General features: G+C 52.1%; 14 protein-coding genes. 12 read left to right on the top strand and 2 right to left on the bottom strand.

All coding sequences use genetic code 11. The annotated features are described in order from the left end of the window. Positions 1–63 precede the first annotated feature (63 nt). Together AC2UZI_RS05065 and AC2UZI_RS05070 are read right to left on the bottom strand one after the other, a co-directional pair. Positions 64–2,073, bottom strand: coding sequence for a collagen-like triple helix repeat-containing protein (locus AC2UZI_RS05065; RefSeq protein WP_486942727.1), 2,010 nt, complete (start codon positions 2,071–2,073; stop codon positions 64–66). Between the two features lie 360 nt (positions 2,074–2,433). Further along, positions 2,434–4,050 (bottom strand): ShlB/FhaC/HecB family hemolysin secretion/activation protein, encoded by a 1,617-nt coding sequence (locus AC2UZI_RS05070; protein ID WP_486942728.1) that lies wholly within the window; start codon positions 4,048–4,050, stop codon positions 2,434–2,436. An 865-nt stretch (positions 4,051–4,915) separates the two neighbouring features. On the opposite strand from AC2UZI_RS05070, the gene AC2UZI_RS05075 reads away from it, so the two are divergent. The 12 genes from AC2UZI_RS05075 to AC2UZI_RS05130 all read left to right on the top strand — a co-directional run bounded on the left by AC2UZI_RS05075 (position 4,916) and on the right by AC2UZI_RS05130 (position 15,140). After that, positions 4,916–5,107, top strand: coding sequence for a Flp family type IVb pilin (locus AC2UZI_RS05075; RefSeq protein WP_486942729.1), 192 nt, complete (start codon positions 4,916–4,918; stop codon positions 5,105–5,107). A 115-nt stretch (positions 5,108–5,222) separates the two neighbouring features. Continuing rightward, on the top strand, positions 5,223–5,693 hold the full coding sequence (locus AC2UZI_RS05080; RefSeq protein WP_486942730.1) for a prepilin peptidase: 471 nt from the start codon (positions 5,223–5,225) through the stop codon (positions 5,691–5,693). Beyond that, positions 5,675–6,151 carry a TadE/TadG family type IV pilus assembly protein gene (locus AC2UZI_RS05085; protein WP_486942731.1) on the top strand — a complete coding sequence of 159 codons (477 nt, stop codon included), beginning with the start codon at positions 5,675–5,677 and terminating at the stop codon, positions 6,149–6,151. The genes AC2UZI_RS05080 and AC2UZI_RS05085 overlap by 19 nt, the downstream gene beginning before the upstream one ends. After that, positions 6,148–6,711, top strand: a complete 564-nt coding sequence (locus AC2UZI_RS05090) for a TadE/TadG family type IV pilus assembly protein (RefSeq protein ID WP_486942732.1) — start codon at positions 6,148–6,150, stop codon at positions 6,709–6,711. The genes AC2UZI_RS05085 and AC2UZI_RS05090 overlap by 4 nt, the downstream gene beginning before the upstream one ends. A 10-nt stretch (positions 6,712–6,721) precedes the next feature. Next, entirely contained in the window at positions 6,722–7,690 is a 969-nt protein-coding gene (gene cpaB, locus AC2UZI_RS05095; RefSeq protein ID WP_486942733.1) for a Flp pilus assembly protein CpaB, read from the top strand. A 37-nt stretch (positions 7,691–7,727) separates the two neighbouring features. Further along, entirely contained in the window at positions 7,728–9,029 is a 1,302-nt protein-coding gene (locus AC2UZI_RS05100) for a type II and III secretion system protein family protein (protein ID WP_486942734.1), read from the top strand. A 32-nt stretch (positions 9,030–9,061) separates the two neighbouring features. Further along, the gene (locus AC2UZI_RS05105; RefSeq protein WP_486942735.1) at positions 9,062–10,339 is read left to right on the top strand and encodes a CpaE/TadZ family protein; all 1,278 of its coding nucleotides are present in this window, start codon (positions 9,062–9,064) and stop codon (positions 10,337–10,339) included. A gap of 17 nt (positions 10,340–10,356) precedes the next feature. Beyond that, positions 10,357–11,700, top strand: coding sequence for a TadA family conjugal transfer-associated ATPase (locus tag AC2UZI_RS05110; protein ID WP_486942736.1), 1,344 nt, complete (start codon positions 10,357–10,359; stop codon positions 11,698–11,700). Between the two features lie 2 nt (positions 11,701–11,702). Further along, positions 11,703–12,623, top strand: a complete 921-nt coding sequence (locus tag AC2UZI_RS05115; protein ID WP_486942737.1) for a type II secretion system F family protein — start codon at positions 11,703–11,705, stop codon at positions 12,621–12,623. Positions 12,624–12,632: 9 nt separating this feature from the next. Then, complete coding sequence (locus AC2UZI_RS05120; protein WP_486942738.1) at positions 12,633–13,601, top strand: type II secretion system F family protein; 969 nt, start codon at positions 12,633–12,635, stop codon at positions 13,599–13,601. A gap of 2 nt (positions 13,602–13,603) precedes the next feature. After that, positions 13,604–14,587, top strand: coding sequence for a tetratricopeptide repeat protein (locus AC2UZI_RS05125; RefSeq protein ID WP_486942739.1), 984 nt, complete (start codon positions 13,604–13,606; stop codon positions 14,585–14,587). 10 nt (positions 14,588–14,597) lie between these two features. After that, a complete protein-coding gene (locus tag AC2UZI_RS05130; RefSeq protein WP_486942740.1) occupies positions 14,598–15,140 on the top strand; it encodes a DUF3613 domain-containing protein in 543 nt (180 codons plus the stop codon). Positions 15,141–15,160: the final 20 nt, after the last annotated feature.

The raw sequence follows: 15,160 nt of genomic DNA on the forward strand, positions 1-15,160 counted from the left end.
CACGATCTTGCTGAATCGTGGCCTTGCTTTATGAGTGTGAGGTTTGCTTAACGATGGGTTTTCTTAGCGTCCACCACCCAGCAGGCCTCCCACTAGTCCAGTAACGGGTGCTAATAAGCCACCTTGGTTGCCGTTGTTGCCAGTACCGGGTTCTGCTGGGGCTGCTGCTCCACCCAGTCCGCCAGTTAAGCCACCAACAAGGTTAGTGACGGGTGCAAGCAGACCGCCTTGTGCGGCATCGCCACCACCAAGACCACCAGTTAAACCGCCGACAAGGTTAGTTACTGGGGCAAGCAGACCGCCTTGTGCGGCATCACCACCACCAAGACCACCAGTTAAGCCGCCGACAAGGTTAGTGACGGGGGCAAGTAGACCACCTTGCGCTGCATCGCCGCCACCTAGGCCGCCAGTTAAACCACCAACAAGGTTAGTCACAGGGGCGAGTAAACCGCCTTGTGCGGCATCACCACTACCAAGACCACCAGTTAAGCCGCCGACAAGGTTAGTGACGGGGGCAAGTAGACCGCCTTGTGCGGCATCGCCACCACCTAGACCTCCGGTTAGACCACCAACGAGGTTAGTGACGGGGGCAAGTAGACCGCCTTGGGCGGCATCGCCACCACCCAAGCCACCGGTTAAGCCACCCAATAGGCCGCCTTCACCGCCGGTGATACCAATCCCGTCGGTAAGGCTAGCGACGGCTAGTGTGGCATTATCCAATACCGCGCCCACTGGGTTCGCCGCATCGCCGTGGACCAGACCGCCAGCGCTTGTTACTGCTTGGCCTAAGTGAGCAATCGTGCCGCCTAAACCTAGGGGTGTGGCGTCAGAAACTTGTGTGCCAGCTTGTTGCAAGGCTGAGCCTAAGCCGCCAAGCAAGGCGTTGATGGGTTCACCCACGCCCAATCCATCGCCCACTTGTTGGGTGACGTTGCTAACTGTTCCTGTAATGGGGGAGACAACTTGGTCTAAGGTGGCACCGACTTGACCCAGTGGTTCGCTTAGACCCAGTCCGGCAAGGTTATCCACCGTTTGCCCTACGTTGCCTAAGGCAGGTTGCAGCACTGGAGCTTGCTCACCTTCAAGTAAAGAACCGAGTCCAAGTTGTCCTGTCACGGGCGAAAGTAAGCTGCCCTCGGCAAGCAGAGCGCCAGTCAGATGCGCGACCCCTTGCGTTACGTGGCCCAAGGTGTCACCGAGTGCGTTTGGATTACCGTTTGGATTTAGTAAGCCACCGGCACTTCCCAGTGCGTTACCAATTCCGCCCACTAAGCCGCCCACGCCTTCACCTAGGTTTAATGGTAGGCCGCTTTCGCTAAGGTTTGAGCTGAGGCCCACTAAGGTGTTGCCCACTTCGTTCAACAGGCCATCCACGGGTTCACCCAGACCAGTGGCCTGACCCAGACTTTGCGTAAGGTTGGTAACGGTATCTGTAACCGGAGCCAATTGCGCATCTAGCATGTCGCCTAACTGCTCGCCGGTTTGCGCAAGTTTGAGGTCAATGACGTTATCCACCGCAGCGCCTGTGTTTTTCAGAGCGGGGTTTAATAGTCCAGAGGTGGTTCCATCGCCGCCGCCGTTATCGCCACCACCGTTGTCACCACCGCCGTTGTCACCACCACCGTTGTCACCACCGCCGTTATCGCCGCCACCGTTGTCACCACCGCCGTTGTCGCCGCCGCCGTTATCGCCGCCGCCGTTATCGCCGCCGCCGTTATCGCCGCCGCCGTTATCGCCGCCGCCGTTATCGCCGCCGCCGTTATCGCCACCACCGTTATCGCCACCACCGTTATCGCCACCACCGTTGTCACCACCGCCGTTATCGCCACCACCGTTGTCGCCACCACCGTTGTCACCACCGCCGTTGTCACCGCCACCGTTGTTGCCACCACCATTATCACCGCCACCGTTATTTCCGCCATTTCCAGGCTGTTCTGTTGGGGGGGTGATGTTGGCGTCGCCATACTTCAGTGTGCCAGAGCAACCCGCTAAGGCAAATGCGCTAAGCAGTACAGTTGCCAATAAGGTCTTGCGTAGTAACGTGCCGTTTTTTGTAGTAGAAATGGGTTCCATTTGGAATGCTCCTGTAGTGAATACCAATTGTTGATATCACTAAAGCAAAAAGCATGCCAGTTTTTCAGTTGTCTATTTTTATTGTTAATAATCAACTGCTTATTGTTATTTAATTGTTGTTTTCGAAATGGGTTGAATAGCTTTTTATTCAAAGATATCGTTTTTAAACGATATTTCTGGGGTTTTTCGTAACACTGTTACGTAACGTTCAAAGAAGATTGGGCAAAGAGGGGGTGACGCCGTTGCGTAGGGTTCTGGCGTTACGGCAAGCGTTATGACGGTTTAGCAGTGAGGGCGAGAACGCGTAAAGCGGCAATGGGCCGCCTTACTTGGGAAGCATTACGCTGTTAAAGCTGTATCTTACTGATACGAAAACAGGACATTCGCGTTAACACGATATTTGCGCTTTGTGGTGTTTAAGGGCAGGTCGCCAATCGGCTTGGCCACGTTGATGTCAAAAATAAAGTGTTTTGGGTTGCCAATGCGCAAACCCAATGCGGCCGAACTGAGTTTACGGTCATTATAGGCGCGCAAGTTGCTGTCGTTATACCAAGAGCGGGCCCAGTCGATGGCGGCGTAAGGCTGTATGTGATTGATGACGGCATTGCTCAAGCTAAAGCGCGTGTTCAGCTCTGCCGTTAAGCCTATCCCTTTATCGCCGGCGGCTTCACCCGCGGGGTAACCAAAACCATGACGCCATGCCCCGTACGAAACCTGTTCGGTGCTGGGCAGTATGTGCGGGCTGTATTGGCCGCTGGCGTGTAGGCTTAATCCGACTTTGTCGCTTAAATTGATGTTTTGGCGTGCGGTTAAGGTGGTGCGCCAGAAATCAAGTCGCGTATTTAATCGAGCGTTTGGATCAAAGGCCGAATCCAGACGTTGTTTAGCCCCCAAACTGTCTAGCCCTTTGTGCACGGCTAACTGAGCGCTGTGCGATTGCTTGCTGCTGGCACCGCGATAGTCCAGTTCGCCGCTTAGTACTCGTAAGTCGGTGACTTGCACCAGATAGCCAGCATTCAGGCGGTTATGATATTCGTCAATCGAGCGTGAAGCGCCAATGGACGCGCTGGCTTTTAGGCTGCGCTGATTTTCGGCAATCAGTGGATAGCTTAGGCCCACGTTTACGCGCTCGTTGGTCACGCGACGGTCCCAGCCTAGCTGGGTTAATAACGAGTCGTGTGGGGTAGAGCGGTAATGATAGCCATCAATGTCCAGACTTAAGCCGTTTCCGGTTAGGGGGACGGATAGTTTTCCGGCGAAGTAACGTACGTCGTCACTTTCGGTGGGGATGGCGGCGCTGATACGAAGCTCTTCGCCCAGCGGCGTGGCGCTTTTTATGGCAAGTTCGGCGATGGCTTGGCGGCCTGTGCCCAAATCAGAAATGCTAACGCCACCGCCCAGTGTTGAATGCTGAACGTTTAAGACCAGTTCGGTGCCACCATCGGTAGTGCGTGGCATGTCTAATGAAGGCGTTAACTGCAGGCCCGGAATGGTACGCAATAAATTTAAGGTGCGTTCTAGTGTTTTTCGGGTAAGCGGGCGCTCGCTTAGCAGTTTTTCACTTAAACGATGGATGCGTGCCGAGGTGCGCCCGGGGTCACCCTCTATGCGTAGTGATCGAACATGCCCTTCAATCACAGTAATTTTAACCAAGCCATTTGCAAAATCTTGTTCAGGCAAAATCGCAAACGATAACGGAAAGCCTTGCTCTTGATAGAGCATCGTGATGCGATTGGTTTGATTAACGAGTTCAGCAATGGTGAGTTGTTGCTGAGCTAAAGGCTCGATAATCGCCACGATCTCTTCAAACGGAATCGAATGGCTGCCACTGACATCAAAATGTTGGGGCACCACCACCTGCTGTAAGCGTTGCAATATAGCGTCTTGCGCAGCATTGGGCGCTTGGGGTAATTGCATGGCCGGCGCTGGTGCCACCGGGGCCGGCGTTTCGGTGGCGCTACGGGGCAAGGCATCCATCGGATTCCCTCGCAGTGGGGCATCAGCGTAAGCTACCGAGCAGCTTAAACCCGCTACCGCAAGGCAAGTTTTTAGAAGTCTGTGGTTGGGTAGGGGTGCGTAACTAAGCATGGCTCTTAATAGGTGATGGCAGCGTTGAAAGGGCTGCCGCTCAAGTGAAAGAGGAATTACGGATGCATAGGAATGCAGCTGTAAAAAGAGGGTGTTTGAATTGTTGATGTGCTTCTTTGTACTGCTAACAGCTATAAATCAGAACACAAACTGACTTCTTTAGCCATAAGTTGTCTAAATGCAACGTGCTCTTTGGTTTCTTTTTTAATATTTTGTTTCAAATGGCAAGTTTTTCCTAGGTGTTGTCCCTTAATTAAGCACTGCTAAATGCTTGAATTATCGCTTAAAATCTCATAAATTGCAGTGATGTTCGCTTTTTCTATTGTGTCTATAAATTGCAACAAACATCAACAAACGTACCGGATTGTCCGCTAGGTAGTTGATAATTCACCGTAAAAAATTGATGCCTGACACAAAAAAATTTATAGAGCTGTGTTAACAACACCTAAGTATCGCAAAAGAAACGGAATTGTAAAAAATTTTATGACGCTTTTCAGATGTATATTTATCATTGCATACATTTAAAGCATAAAAGAAATTAGGTGCTAGAATAAAATCAATAATTAAGTCTCAAAAGTAGTGGTTTTGAAAGTAAATAATTCAGCGGTTTTTGTTTAATACCGAAAGCTGTAAAGAAGAAAACACTTAAAGTTTAGTGTGTTGTTTGAATCCGAAACATTAAGTCTGTAAGGCTTAAGTATCCGCGCATTGTCACGTTGTGATTGCGCTTTTATGTTTATTTGGAGGGGTTTTTATGAAACAGCAACTACTTCAACTTTGGCGTGACGAAGACGGCGCGACGGCGATTGAATACGCGCTGATCGCGGGGCTGATTGCGGTTGTTCTTATCGGTGCCTTGGGACTGCTCGGTGGGCAAATCGAGGGTTTATTTAGTTCAATCGGCGAGGAGCTGGATACGGCTGCTGCGGGTGCAGGTGAAGATTAAGCTGGTTAAACACCCTAGAGGTCATTAATACCCATTTTTCGTTGTTGTGATAGTTAGCAACAACGACAAATGCAATTTATGGATTGGGCTTCTGATTGTGTTTTAAGGCTGTGCCATGACCCTCTTCCTCACCCTCGCTCTACTCTTTTGCGCCGCTAGCGATTTTTTAGGTCGCAAAATACATAATACAGCGATGGTGTTGATGATGGTCGTGGTGGCCCTAGCCCATGTGCTGTCAGCCGTGGGCTGGGCCCAACCTTATTCGTACAGCAGTTTCATTGATGGCAGTTTGGCGTTTGCGCTGGCTTTTATCGTCTCGTTCGTGTTGTGGCGCTTCAAGCTATTTGGCGGCGGCGATGTGAAGCTGCTTGCCGTGTTGGGTTTTTGTTTTGGTTTGAAGGCCTTGCTACCCATCGTATTGCTGGGCACGGTAGCAACGGGTGTGCATGCATTGGTGCTTTTTACCTTGCAGCGTATTCAAACCACCTTCGGATTTATGATTGCTCGCTTGCCTGCATCCGTACCCTATGGGGGATGGCTCGCGTTATCAGCAATAGGGTGGATGCAATGGAACCTTGCTCAGTAGATAGCAAACAGAGGCTACAGCGCTTACGACACGCTCAACGCGGTGTGTCGGCGCTTGAATTCGCCTTGGTGTTCCCCTTATTGTTCTTCATTTTATACATGGCCATTGCCTACGGCTTGATCTTCGCGGCACAACAAAGCATGAATTACGCCGCTGAAACCATGGCCCGTGAGTCGCTGCTATTCGGTAGCGGCGACGAAAGCTCCCAAGCCACGGCGGCTGATTGGTTAAGAAGTTTAGGTGGCGCATCGGCACTTAGTACAACCATCGTCAGGCAGGAAGATGACCCCAGTCTGGGCGAGTTCGAAAGCCTAGTCATCTTTCGTTATGACTACGCGAATCACCCCATTGTGCCGTGGCTAGGCCCCAAGACTTTTGGTGGTGTGTTGTTTCCTGATGAGCTTATTGCCACCGCCAGTGTCGATACACAGATCACGGCCAGGGTGGGGCGGCCATGAACCATCGTAATGTGAAGGGACTTCATGCCAAAGGCAGCGATTTACACCCACAGCAACAAGGCGCGGCGGCTTTAGAGTTTGTGCTGATCTTAATTCCGGTGCTGTTGCTGCTGTGTGCCATCGTGTCTTACGCCAGCTATTTTTTGTTGCAGCAACGCGTGAATCATACAGTGGGCGATGTGGCGCGTATGGTTAGCGTGCAGCGCGTGGCCTTGGACCCAGACAATCAAACCGCCTTCAGTACCGGTACGGATTCCTATAAAACCCTCATACGTGAACGACTGAGTGACGACGGCTGGCTACACGCTTTTAAAGACAATTGCGATGCGGCCCAATCGTTATGCCATCGCACCGCTATTGAATCCTTAGACTGCGATTGGTTTCCCGCCGATGCGGTGGCTGTTCAGCACTGCGTCAGGGTATCTGTAGACGTAGAAATAGAAGGGTGGTTTTTAACCGATTTACTTAGGCATGTGGGTAGAACGTTTTCGGATTCGGCAAATTGGGTACCTACCGTTGCTAGCGCTTCAGTCGTGGTACGACTACAAAATAATAGGTAGATAACAAGCTATGACGCGTTTTATGAAAGTGGCCGCTATTGTATTAAGTGTGTTGGCGCTGATATTGATCTTATTAGCGCTTAAGCTGATTTTTGCGCCCGCTCCACAGCCAGAGCGTGTGGTGGTGCGCGAGGTTCATACCGAAGCACCGGTTGAGGCGGTGGTGGTGCCCACCTATCCGGTGGTGGTTAGCTTACGCGAACTCGAAGCGGGCACTCAGATTATGGCCACCGATGTGGAAATTGCCCAGTGGCCTGTGCAGCCCCAGCAAAGTTTGCCTGAGATTGATCTGGCCGTGGGTCAGTATTTGCGTTTTGATGTGGCGGCGGGCGAGCCCTTACGAGACAGCGCGTTTAAGCGCGGAATCGCAGAACATTTGGCTGAGTCCGAGCGCGCGGTGACGATTGCGGTGGATGAACAAATTGGCGCGGCACATCGCATACAGCCCGGCGATCACGTTGATGTGTTTTTTACCCTGACTAAAGCGGGTGAAGTGGGCCACACCCAGTCACGTCTATTACTCGCGGCAGCACGCGTTTTGGCTTATGGCCGAGACAGTGTTGATGGCCCCGAAGCGGCTGCAACACAAGGCGGTAGGGGTAATCAAGATGCTACGGCACGCCATGCCATGCTGGCCGTGCCTTTAGATCAAGTCAATGAATTGCTGATGGCTAGTCGAAACGGTCGACTGCAACTGGTGTTGCGCCCGGCAGCTGACGTTGCGATGCCCACGCCGGAATTATTCGATGCCTACACACCGCTACGTGCAGGGCGAGCGGATCTTAGTCCTGCACAAAAAGCGCAATTACGCTCACCAGAAAATCTGGCTTACGCAGGCCTAAGCTTAGAGTCCGTTGCCGTTACCGAAGAGGAAGACGTAACGGATAGCGCACCGGCAGCCAGTACGAATCGCGGGGCAGGGCCTAGCAACCGTGTGCAGATTATACGTTCGGGGAAAGTGTCTGATGAGTCTTACTAATACCGTCGGGCTTCGTGCCGCGGCTGCGAGAGTAACTATGATGCGTTTTAAGCTTCAACAATTGTGCTTTTTAAGTGTGGTGCTGATCACAGGGCTAGTGATGTCGTGGAGCGCTCATGCCAATACAGTAGCGATGGTGGTCAACGATCAAGAGCTTTTGCGTTTTGCGCAGCCCTTGGTGAGGGTAGCGGTGGGCGATGAACGTGTGGCCGATGTACAAGTGTTGGATGGCCAAGGCGGTAGAGCCACCCAATTATTGTTGGTTGCGAAACAGGCGGGTCAAACCGATTTGCGTGTGTGGTTACGAGGTAGCGATCAAGCCATACGTTATCAAGTGCAGGTAAAAGGTGCCGTACAGCAAGCATTGCAGCAAGGTGGGCGCCCTATTGAGGCCGATGTGGGTGCTGCCGGTGGCGTGGCGACCATCAGCGGTAGCTCGAGTTCGTTGTTGGCGCACCGTGACGCTATGGCAAGCGCATCGCAAAGCGGTGCAGATGTCGTGGATTTGTCTGAGATCAACCTCAGTGGCATGGTGCAGGTGGATGTGAAAGTGGTAGAGGTGTCACGTTCGGTAATGAAGGATGTGGGCATTAGTGCCGAGGCACAGCGATCCAGTGGCCGTTGGGCTGCTGATCTGGCGTTGCCCTTAACCAGCGCTAATGGTTTTAACTTAATGTTTAGCTCAAACAGTTTTAACGCACGTTTGAATTTACTTGAACAAAATCGTATGGCCCGTGTGTTAGCCGAACCCACCTTAGTTGCGTTGTCGGGGCAAAGTGCCAGCTTTTTGGCGGGGGGCGAAGTGCCTGTGCCCGAGTCGGGCGGCTTAGGAACCACCAGTGTGTCGTACAAGCCTTTTGGTATTGGCTTAACGGTAACGCCCACAGTGCTATCGCGTGATCGTATTTCATTAAAAGTGGCCCCTGAGGCCAGTGATCTGGATTACGCCAACGCCATACCGGTAGCGTCGGGCGAGAACGTCACGCTGATGCCTGCCTTTAGAACACGAAAGGCTGAAACCACCGTAGAACTGGGCGATGGTGAAAGCTACATCATTAGTGGTTTAGTGTCGCGCCAAACGGCTGCTGACGTTTCTAAGATGCCGTTTCTGGGCGATCTACCCATTATTGGCGCATTTTTCAGAAGTATTCGTTATTCACAGCAAGAGCTTGAGCTGATCATTGTGGTGACACCGCGTTTGGTGAAGCCCATTGCACGTGATGTGACCTTACCCTTACCCGGTGCGGGTCAAGACCGTAGTGATACGCCGACGAATGCTTGGGGCTACTACTTATTAGGGCCTCAAGGGGGCGAGTTTATGCCTGGGTTTTCAAATTAATTCGGCCATTGTCGTGTTCGGGAGTGAAATCATTGACGAATAAGTGGAATTTCTTGCTATGTAGCCATGATCGTGTACTGGCTACGCGGTTAAGCGAAGTGTGCAGCGAGCTGGGCGTGGTGCGCAGCGTAGAGGCGGCACCGCAAGCCGTGTCAGAGGCTTTAGAGCAAGAGCCGATAGATTTGGTGTTTTTTGACTTTAGGTGTTCGGGTCAAGAGGGAGAAACAAGCTTTGATGCCGCAGTCGAGCTGGCTCGGTTAGCGGCCGAATTTTCAGCTCGGGTGGGCCGAGTGGCGATCGGGCAAAGCGAAGACTCGCAAAGTGTCATTCGGGCGCTACGCGCCGGCGTGCACGAGTTTATCGATTTGTCTCGACCGGATGAAGTGAAAGAGACCGTAGAGCGCGCACTGCATTATGTGCGACAACGCGTGCAATCGCACGAGCAAGACAGCCCACCTAGGGCTCGTAGTGTGTTGATACTGGGCGCACGACCTGGGGTGGGTGCGACCACGGTGGCCACCTATGTGGCCGCAGCGCTGCAAAAGAAGTTAGCCGGACAGTATGTAAAAAAAGGGTCCACCCCTTTGCTTAGCGACACGTCAATCTTACCGCTGGCCAATCGGGTGTGTTTGGTGGATTTAGGCTGGCCCACGGGTGAAAGTAATTTGTATTTGAATCTGGTGTCTGACTTCAACTTTATTGAAGCCAGTCAACAGGTACACCGCTTAGACAGCACTTTGCTGAAAACGGCGTTGCCTCAGCATAGCAGTGGCATGAACACCATTAGTTTACCGGCGGATCCGAATGCGGTAAGGCAGGCATCGCTAACCGATTGCTTGGCACTGGGCGAAGTGCTGGATCACCATTATGGCGCGTTAGTGGTCGAGGCAAATGGTTTTCCGAATATCGATTTTCTTCGAAAGGTAGCCGATCGTGTGGATGATATTTGGTTGGTCTGCGATCAAAACATGGCGTCGTTAATCGCCGTGGCTGACTTATTACCGCATTTTGAAGGGCTTTCTGTGCAATTGGTGATCAATCGCTACGACGCCCGGGCCGGCCTCACCGCAAAGGAAATCGCTGAGCGCTTCTCGTTGAACCTCTTAGCTACATTACCGGATCGGGGTTGGGAAATGATGAAGGCCGCTAATTTGGCAGAGCCTATTAGCCAAGGCGACGAGCGCGATTCGTACAACAAAGCCATTGTTGCCATGGTTAACAGCATCTATCACGAAGACGAGTCGCTGTCTGCGCCGCCTTCTAAAGCAAGACTTAAGTGGTTACCCCGTTGGGTTAGCCATTCACGATAATGACAAAGGAACGTGCAATGAGCGCAACGTCTTTTCCAGAAAGTGATTCGCTATTGGGTGGCGTGGACATCCATCGGGTGAAAGAGGCGGCACACGAGCATTTACTGGCTCGCATTGAAGAGCTGGGCGCCGAGTTCGGTCGTTGGACGCGTGAGGCCATACAGGAATTTGTCGGCATCGAAGTGGCAAATTTTGCTCGCTTGCGTCGTCTTCCTGTTAATGAGCTAGAGCAACAGCAAATTGTCAGTGCGCTTACTAAAGAATTAGCAGGCCTTGGGCCCTTAGAAGACTTACTGGCCGACATCGAAGTCGAAGACATACTGATCAACGGCTTTGATAAGGTTTTCGTGTCGCGTCGTGGGCAACTGGCTCAAGAGAACGTGCGCTTTAACGACAATAACCATGTGCTGCGTATTGTGCGGCGCATCTTAGCGCCATTGGGCCGACGACTGGATGAGTCCATGCCCATGGTGGATGCACGCTTGCCAGATGGTGGCCGCCTTAACGTGGTCATACACCCCTTGGCGGTTGACGGCCCGATGGTGTCGGTGCGTAAGTTTCGTAAAGACCCGCTTAAGCCCAAAGACTTACTTGAGCTAAATACCTTTGATCAGGCGATTTTTGATTTGTTGGAAGCGGCCGTGGCCAGCCGATGCAATATCTTAATTTCAGGTGGTACAAGCTCGGGTAAAACCTCGCTGTTGAATGCGTTGGCCTTTTTTATTCCCAGCACCGAGCGCGTGGTGACGATTGAAGATACGGCAGAGCTTTCGCTGAATCATCCCCATGTGGTGCGTCTTGAGGCACGCCAAACGGGCTATGACGGCAGTGGCGAAGTGTCGATACGTGACCTGATTCGTAATAGTTTACGTATGCGCCCTGATCGCGTGGTGGTAGGAGAGGTACGCGGCTCTGAGGTAATCGACATGCTTCAAGCCATGAATACCGGTCACGAAGGCTCGATGGCCACCATTCATGCTAACTCGCCGCGCGAGTGTTTGTATCGCATGGAAATGCTGGCGGGTTTCGCGGGGTTTCAGGGTAGTGAAGAAAGCCTGCGTCGCCAAATATCCAGCGCCTTGGACTTTATCGTACAAATTGGTCGCTTACCTAACGGGCGTCGACGTATTGTGTCGGTCACCGAGGTCACAGGCATGGGCGATGGGGTGATCTCTACCCAAGAACTTTATAAGCACGAAAGCGTTGTGGACGCCAATGACGAGGAAGTGGATCGTTGGGTCAGTTTAGGTATTCATCCTCATAACCGTAAATTGGCCAGTTATCGCGATGCCCTGAGTGCACGTGCGCAAGCAAAGCACGATAGCGATAAAGAATCCGGCTTTTGGGACTGGAGACGCTAACCATGATAGGGCTCGTGCTTCTGATGCTGGGTTTGGTTCTGTTTGCCGGTGCGCACTGGATATGGCGCTACGCGCTGTTACGTGAGCAGCACCGTCGGGTGGACCAACGCTTGTCTCAGCAATTAAGCCGGCACGCGCCTACCGAGTTAGCCAGTGTCCTTACTGAACAGCGTGGCGCTTGGATGCGGGCACCTCGTGGCTGGACAGAGCTATTGCTACGAGCCGGTTTGACCAGTTCCAGAACCTTATACATCAAAATGTTGACCCCTATTTTGGTGTTGTTAGTGACGGTGCTGATGAGCCTAGGCGCTTTTGCCGGGTTCTTGTTTCTGGTTTCAGCGGTACTGCTCTTGTATTTTTGGTTATGGCTACGAGCGGATAAACGACTACGAAAAATGAACAGTCAGATTCCTGATTTTCTGGAAATGATTGTGCGCTTAATGACCATTGGAAACAGCATGAATGCCGCATTTCTTCGTGCTAGTGAAGCTGCCCCAGAGCCCATACAAGGTGTGCTTGAGCGGGTGGTGTCTTTGCATCGTTCAGGCAAAGAACTGGATGATTCCTTGCGTATCGTTTCGCGTCAATTTGGGCTGCATGACTTGTTTTTAGTGGCAGCGGTGATTGGCGTGGCTATGCGCTTTGGTGGACGTAGCGACCAGACACTTGAGCGCATGGCAGGTTTTATGCGCGACCGAGAGCACTCACGGCACGAGCTTCACGCCTTGTCAGCCGAAGTACGCTTATCGGCGTGGGTGTTGGGTTTATTACCGTTGTTATTAGCCTGCTATATTTTGATGTTCAACAACGCATTGTTAGTAGGAATGTGGAACGACGTTGCCGGGAAAAAACTACTTTTTCTTGCCGCTGGTCTACAGATTTTTGGTTCCTATTGGCTTTACCGTATGACGCGACAGGTCTAGGAGGGCGCCATGGATCAACACCTTCTGATCGGCTTATTGATTGCTTGTGCTGTGCTTTGTTTAGCCATGGCAACGGGCGTGGGTGGATGGTTGCTGTTGAGAAAGGGCAGCGAGCGTAGCAAAGTACGAAAAAATATGGATGCAGCCATTGAGCAGCGTCAAAACCGTGGCGAGGCCGCTACCCAAAAGCGTAGCTGGAAGCAGCAGCTTATCGGCTTACTAGAAAGTCTGGGTAAGTGGGCGTTAGCGGGGCCATTGGGTAAAAGCGTGTTGGCCGACGAAGATCGTGAGCTGGTCGACGGTAGCGGCTTCAAAAACCTAGCTCAGGCCCGCCTACTGTTTGTGGGGCTACGTATTGTTAGCACACTTTGTTTTGTGGTAGTGGGCTCCGCTTTCCCTTTTGGGGGCTTCTTAGCCAAGGTGCCCTTTATTGGGGTGTTTTTAGGCTTCGCCTTGGGCTGGATGCTGCCCAAGTGGGTGTTACAACGCCGCACTACCGAACGCCGCAACGCCATCAAACAAGAATTACCGCTATTTGTGGATTTAATACGCTTATTACAAGGCGTGGGGTTATCCATGGATCAAAGCTTACACACCGTAGAAAAAGAATTTCAAAATGTGATTCCGGTGTTGGGGCACGAGTTAACCCTGTCGCTTGAACTGTATTCCCGAGGGCGTACTCGCGAACAGTCACTTGAGCGACTTTCAAAGAATTACCGTAACGACGATTTAGCCGCGATCTGCCGACTTATCGTGCAAGTGGATCAGCACGGTGGTGGCATGCAAGAGCCGCTGAATCGTTTTGGTGAGCGACTGCGCGAGCAGCGACGGTTAAACCTAAAAGAAGAAGTGGGAAAGCTAACCGTAAAAATGACAGGAGTCATGGTCATCACCTTATTGCCCGCCTTATTAATTGTCACGGCAGGCTCCGGTTTTTTGGCCTTATTTCGAGGCTTGTCACAGATGTCAGGGGGGTAAATATGGTGCAAGCTAAAAAAATAATGTGGAAGCGTCAATCTAAATACTGGGCTGTGGTGGCGACGTTACTGCTTGCTGGGTGTGCAAGCAGCGGTTTAGAAAGTGCTTACCAATTGATCGAGCAGCAGCAATCTCAACAAGCCTTAATACGCCAACACGAAGCGCAAGAATGGAAAAGAAATGCGCCGAATCAACGTGAAATTGCCTTAAACGGCATCAGCGAAGTGCAGCAACAAGGGCGTTACTTTGCGTCATTGGCCTTTATTGATGCATATGTCGCAGAGTTTGGCAGAAACCCTGAAATCGATGTGATGCAAGCCGAGGCTTTTCGTAATACCGGTCAGTTAGAACAAAGCCAAGCCTTGTACCAGCAATTGTTAGCGGGCTCGGAAACGGCACTGGCCTATCGCGGTTTAGGCTTGCTTGCCGGACAGCAACAGAATTATGCGCAAGCCGCTGACTATTTAGCGAAAGCAGTACAACAACGCCCAACGGATGCCATGTTGTTAAGTGATCTGGGCTTTGCGCAATTGCGCTCGCATCGCCTAGCGCAGGCACGAGTTTCATTGGGTAAGGCAGCAGAGCTTGAGCCCGATAACGCCAAAGTATTAAGTAATTTAGCCTTGTACTTACTGCTAAACGATCAAACGCAGCAGGCTGAAGAACTGATGACCAAGCGGCGTATGTCCGATCAGGTACGTCACGCGGTGCATGAGTTGGCGTATGACATTCAACATTCAAAAAAAGCAGTGGCCGCACCGGTAATGATGGCAGAGCTTAAAACGGATGCACAGCAAGCCCCAGCGTCAGAGGCGTTGTCTCGCCCTGCAAACGAGTCTGGTGTGGTGCGAAACGTAACGCAAGCGGTGGCGTCCACGCACCCAAGCCCAAGCACTCGTGTTACCACCAGTGCGCAACAACAAGGTGAAGTCCATCGCGCAACCGAAGCGCCTTTTGGTTTTACGAATTCACGCCTGATTCAATAAGGACAATACGATGCACACCTCCACTTTTTGGGTAATAGGGCTGGCTGTAATGGCATTTAGTAGCGCCAGCGTTGCACAGCAAACTCAGCATCCTTTAACGCAACAGTTGCAGAACAATGCGCCTGCACCGGTTCAAGCACAAAGCTACGTGATCAACCCAGTCAGCACAGCCGAATCCGCCGTGGTCACCCAGCGCTCTTCAGCGCTGACTGTAAGTAGCGCTGCTTCGGCAACCCGTTCCGTGGCCGCACAGACGCAAGCGCGCACAGCCCCTGTGACAAACTCATCCACCAACGCGGTGGTTCGTAACCAAAGCCCTGCAGCTCAGCAACAAGCTGTGCAGCAAACCAGCCGTACTTATGCGCCTCGCGCACAAATCGGTGAGGTGACCCGCAGCTTATTGACCGCCCAAGCTCGGCCCGATCGACGTGGCACCGAACACACCGTATTGGGCATTACCGCGACACGCACTTGGGAACGCTACTTACGTAGTTTCGAGCACGAGATACCCGAACGATTTGAGCAGTTAGAGGCACAACGAACGAGCCGCTAACTAAGCGAAGGCTTAGGCGC

The sequence above is a fragment of the Paenalcaligenes sp. DL 463 genome, from assembly GCF_057475185.1.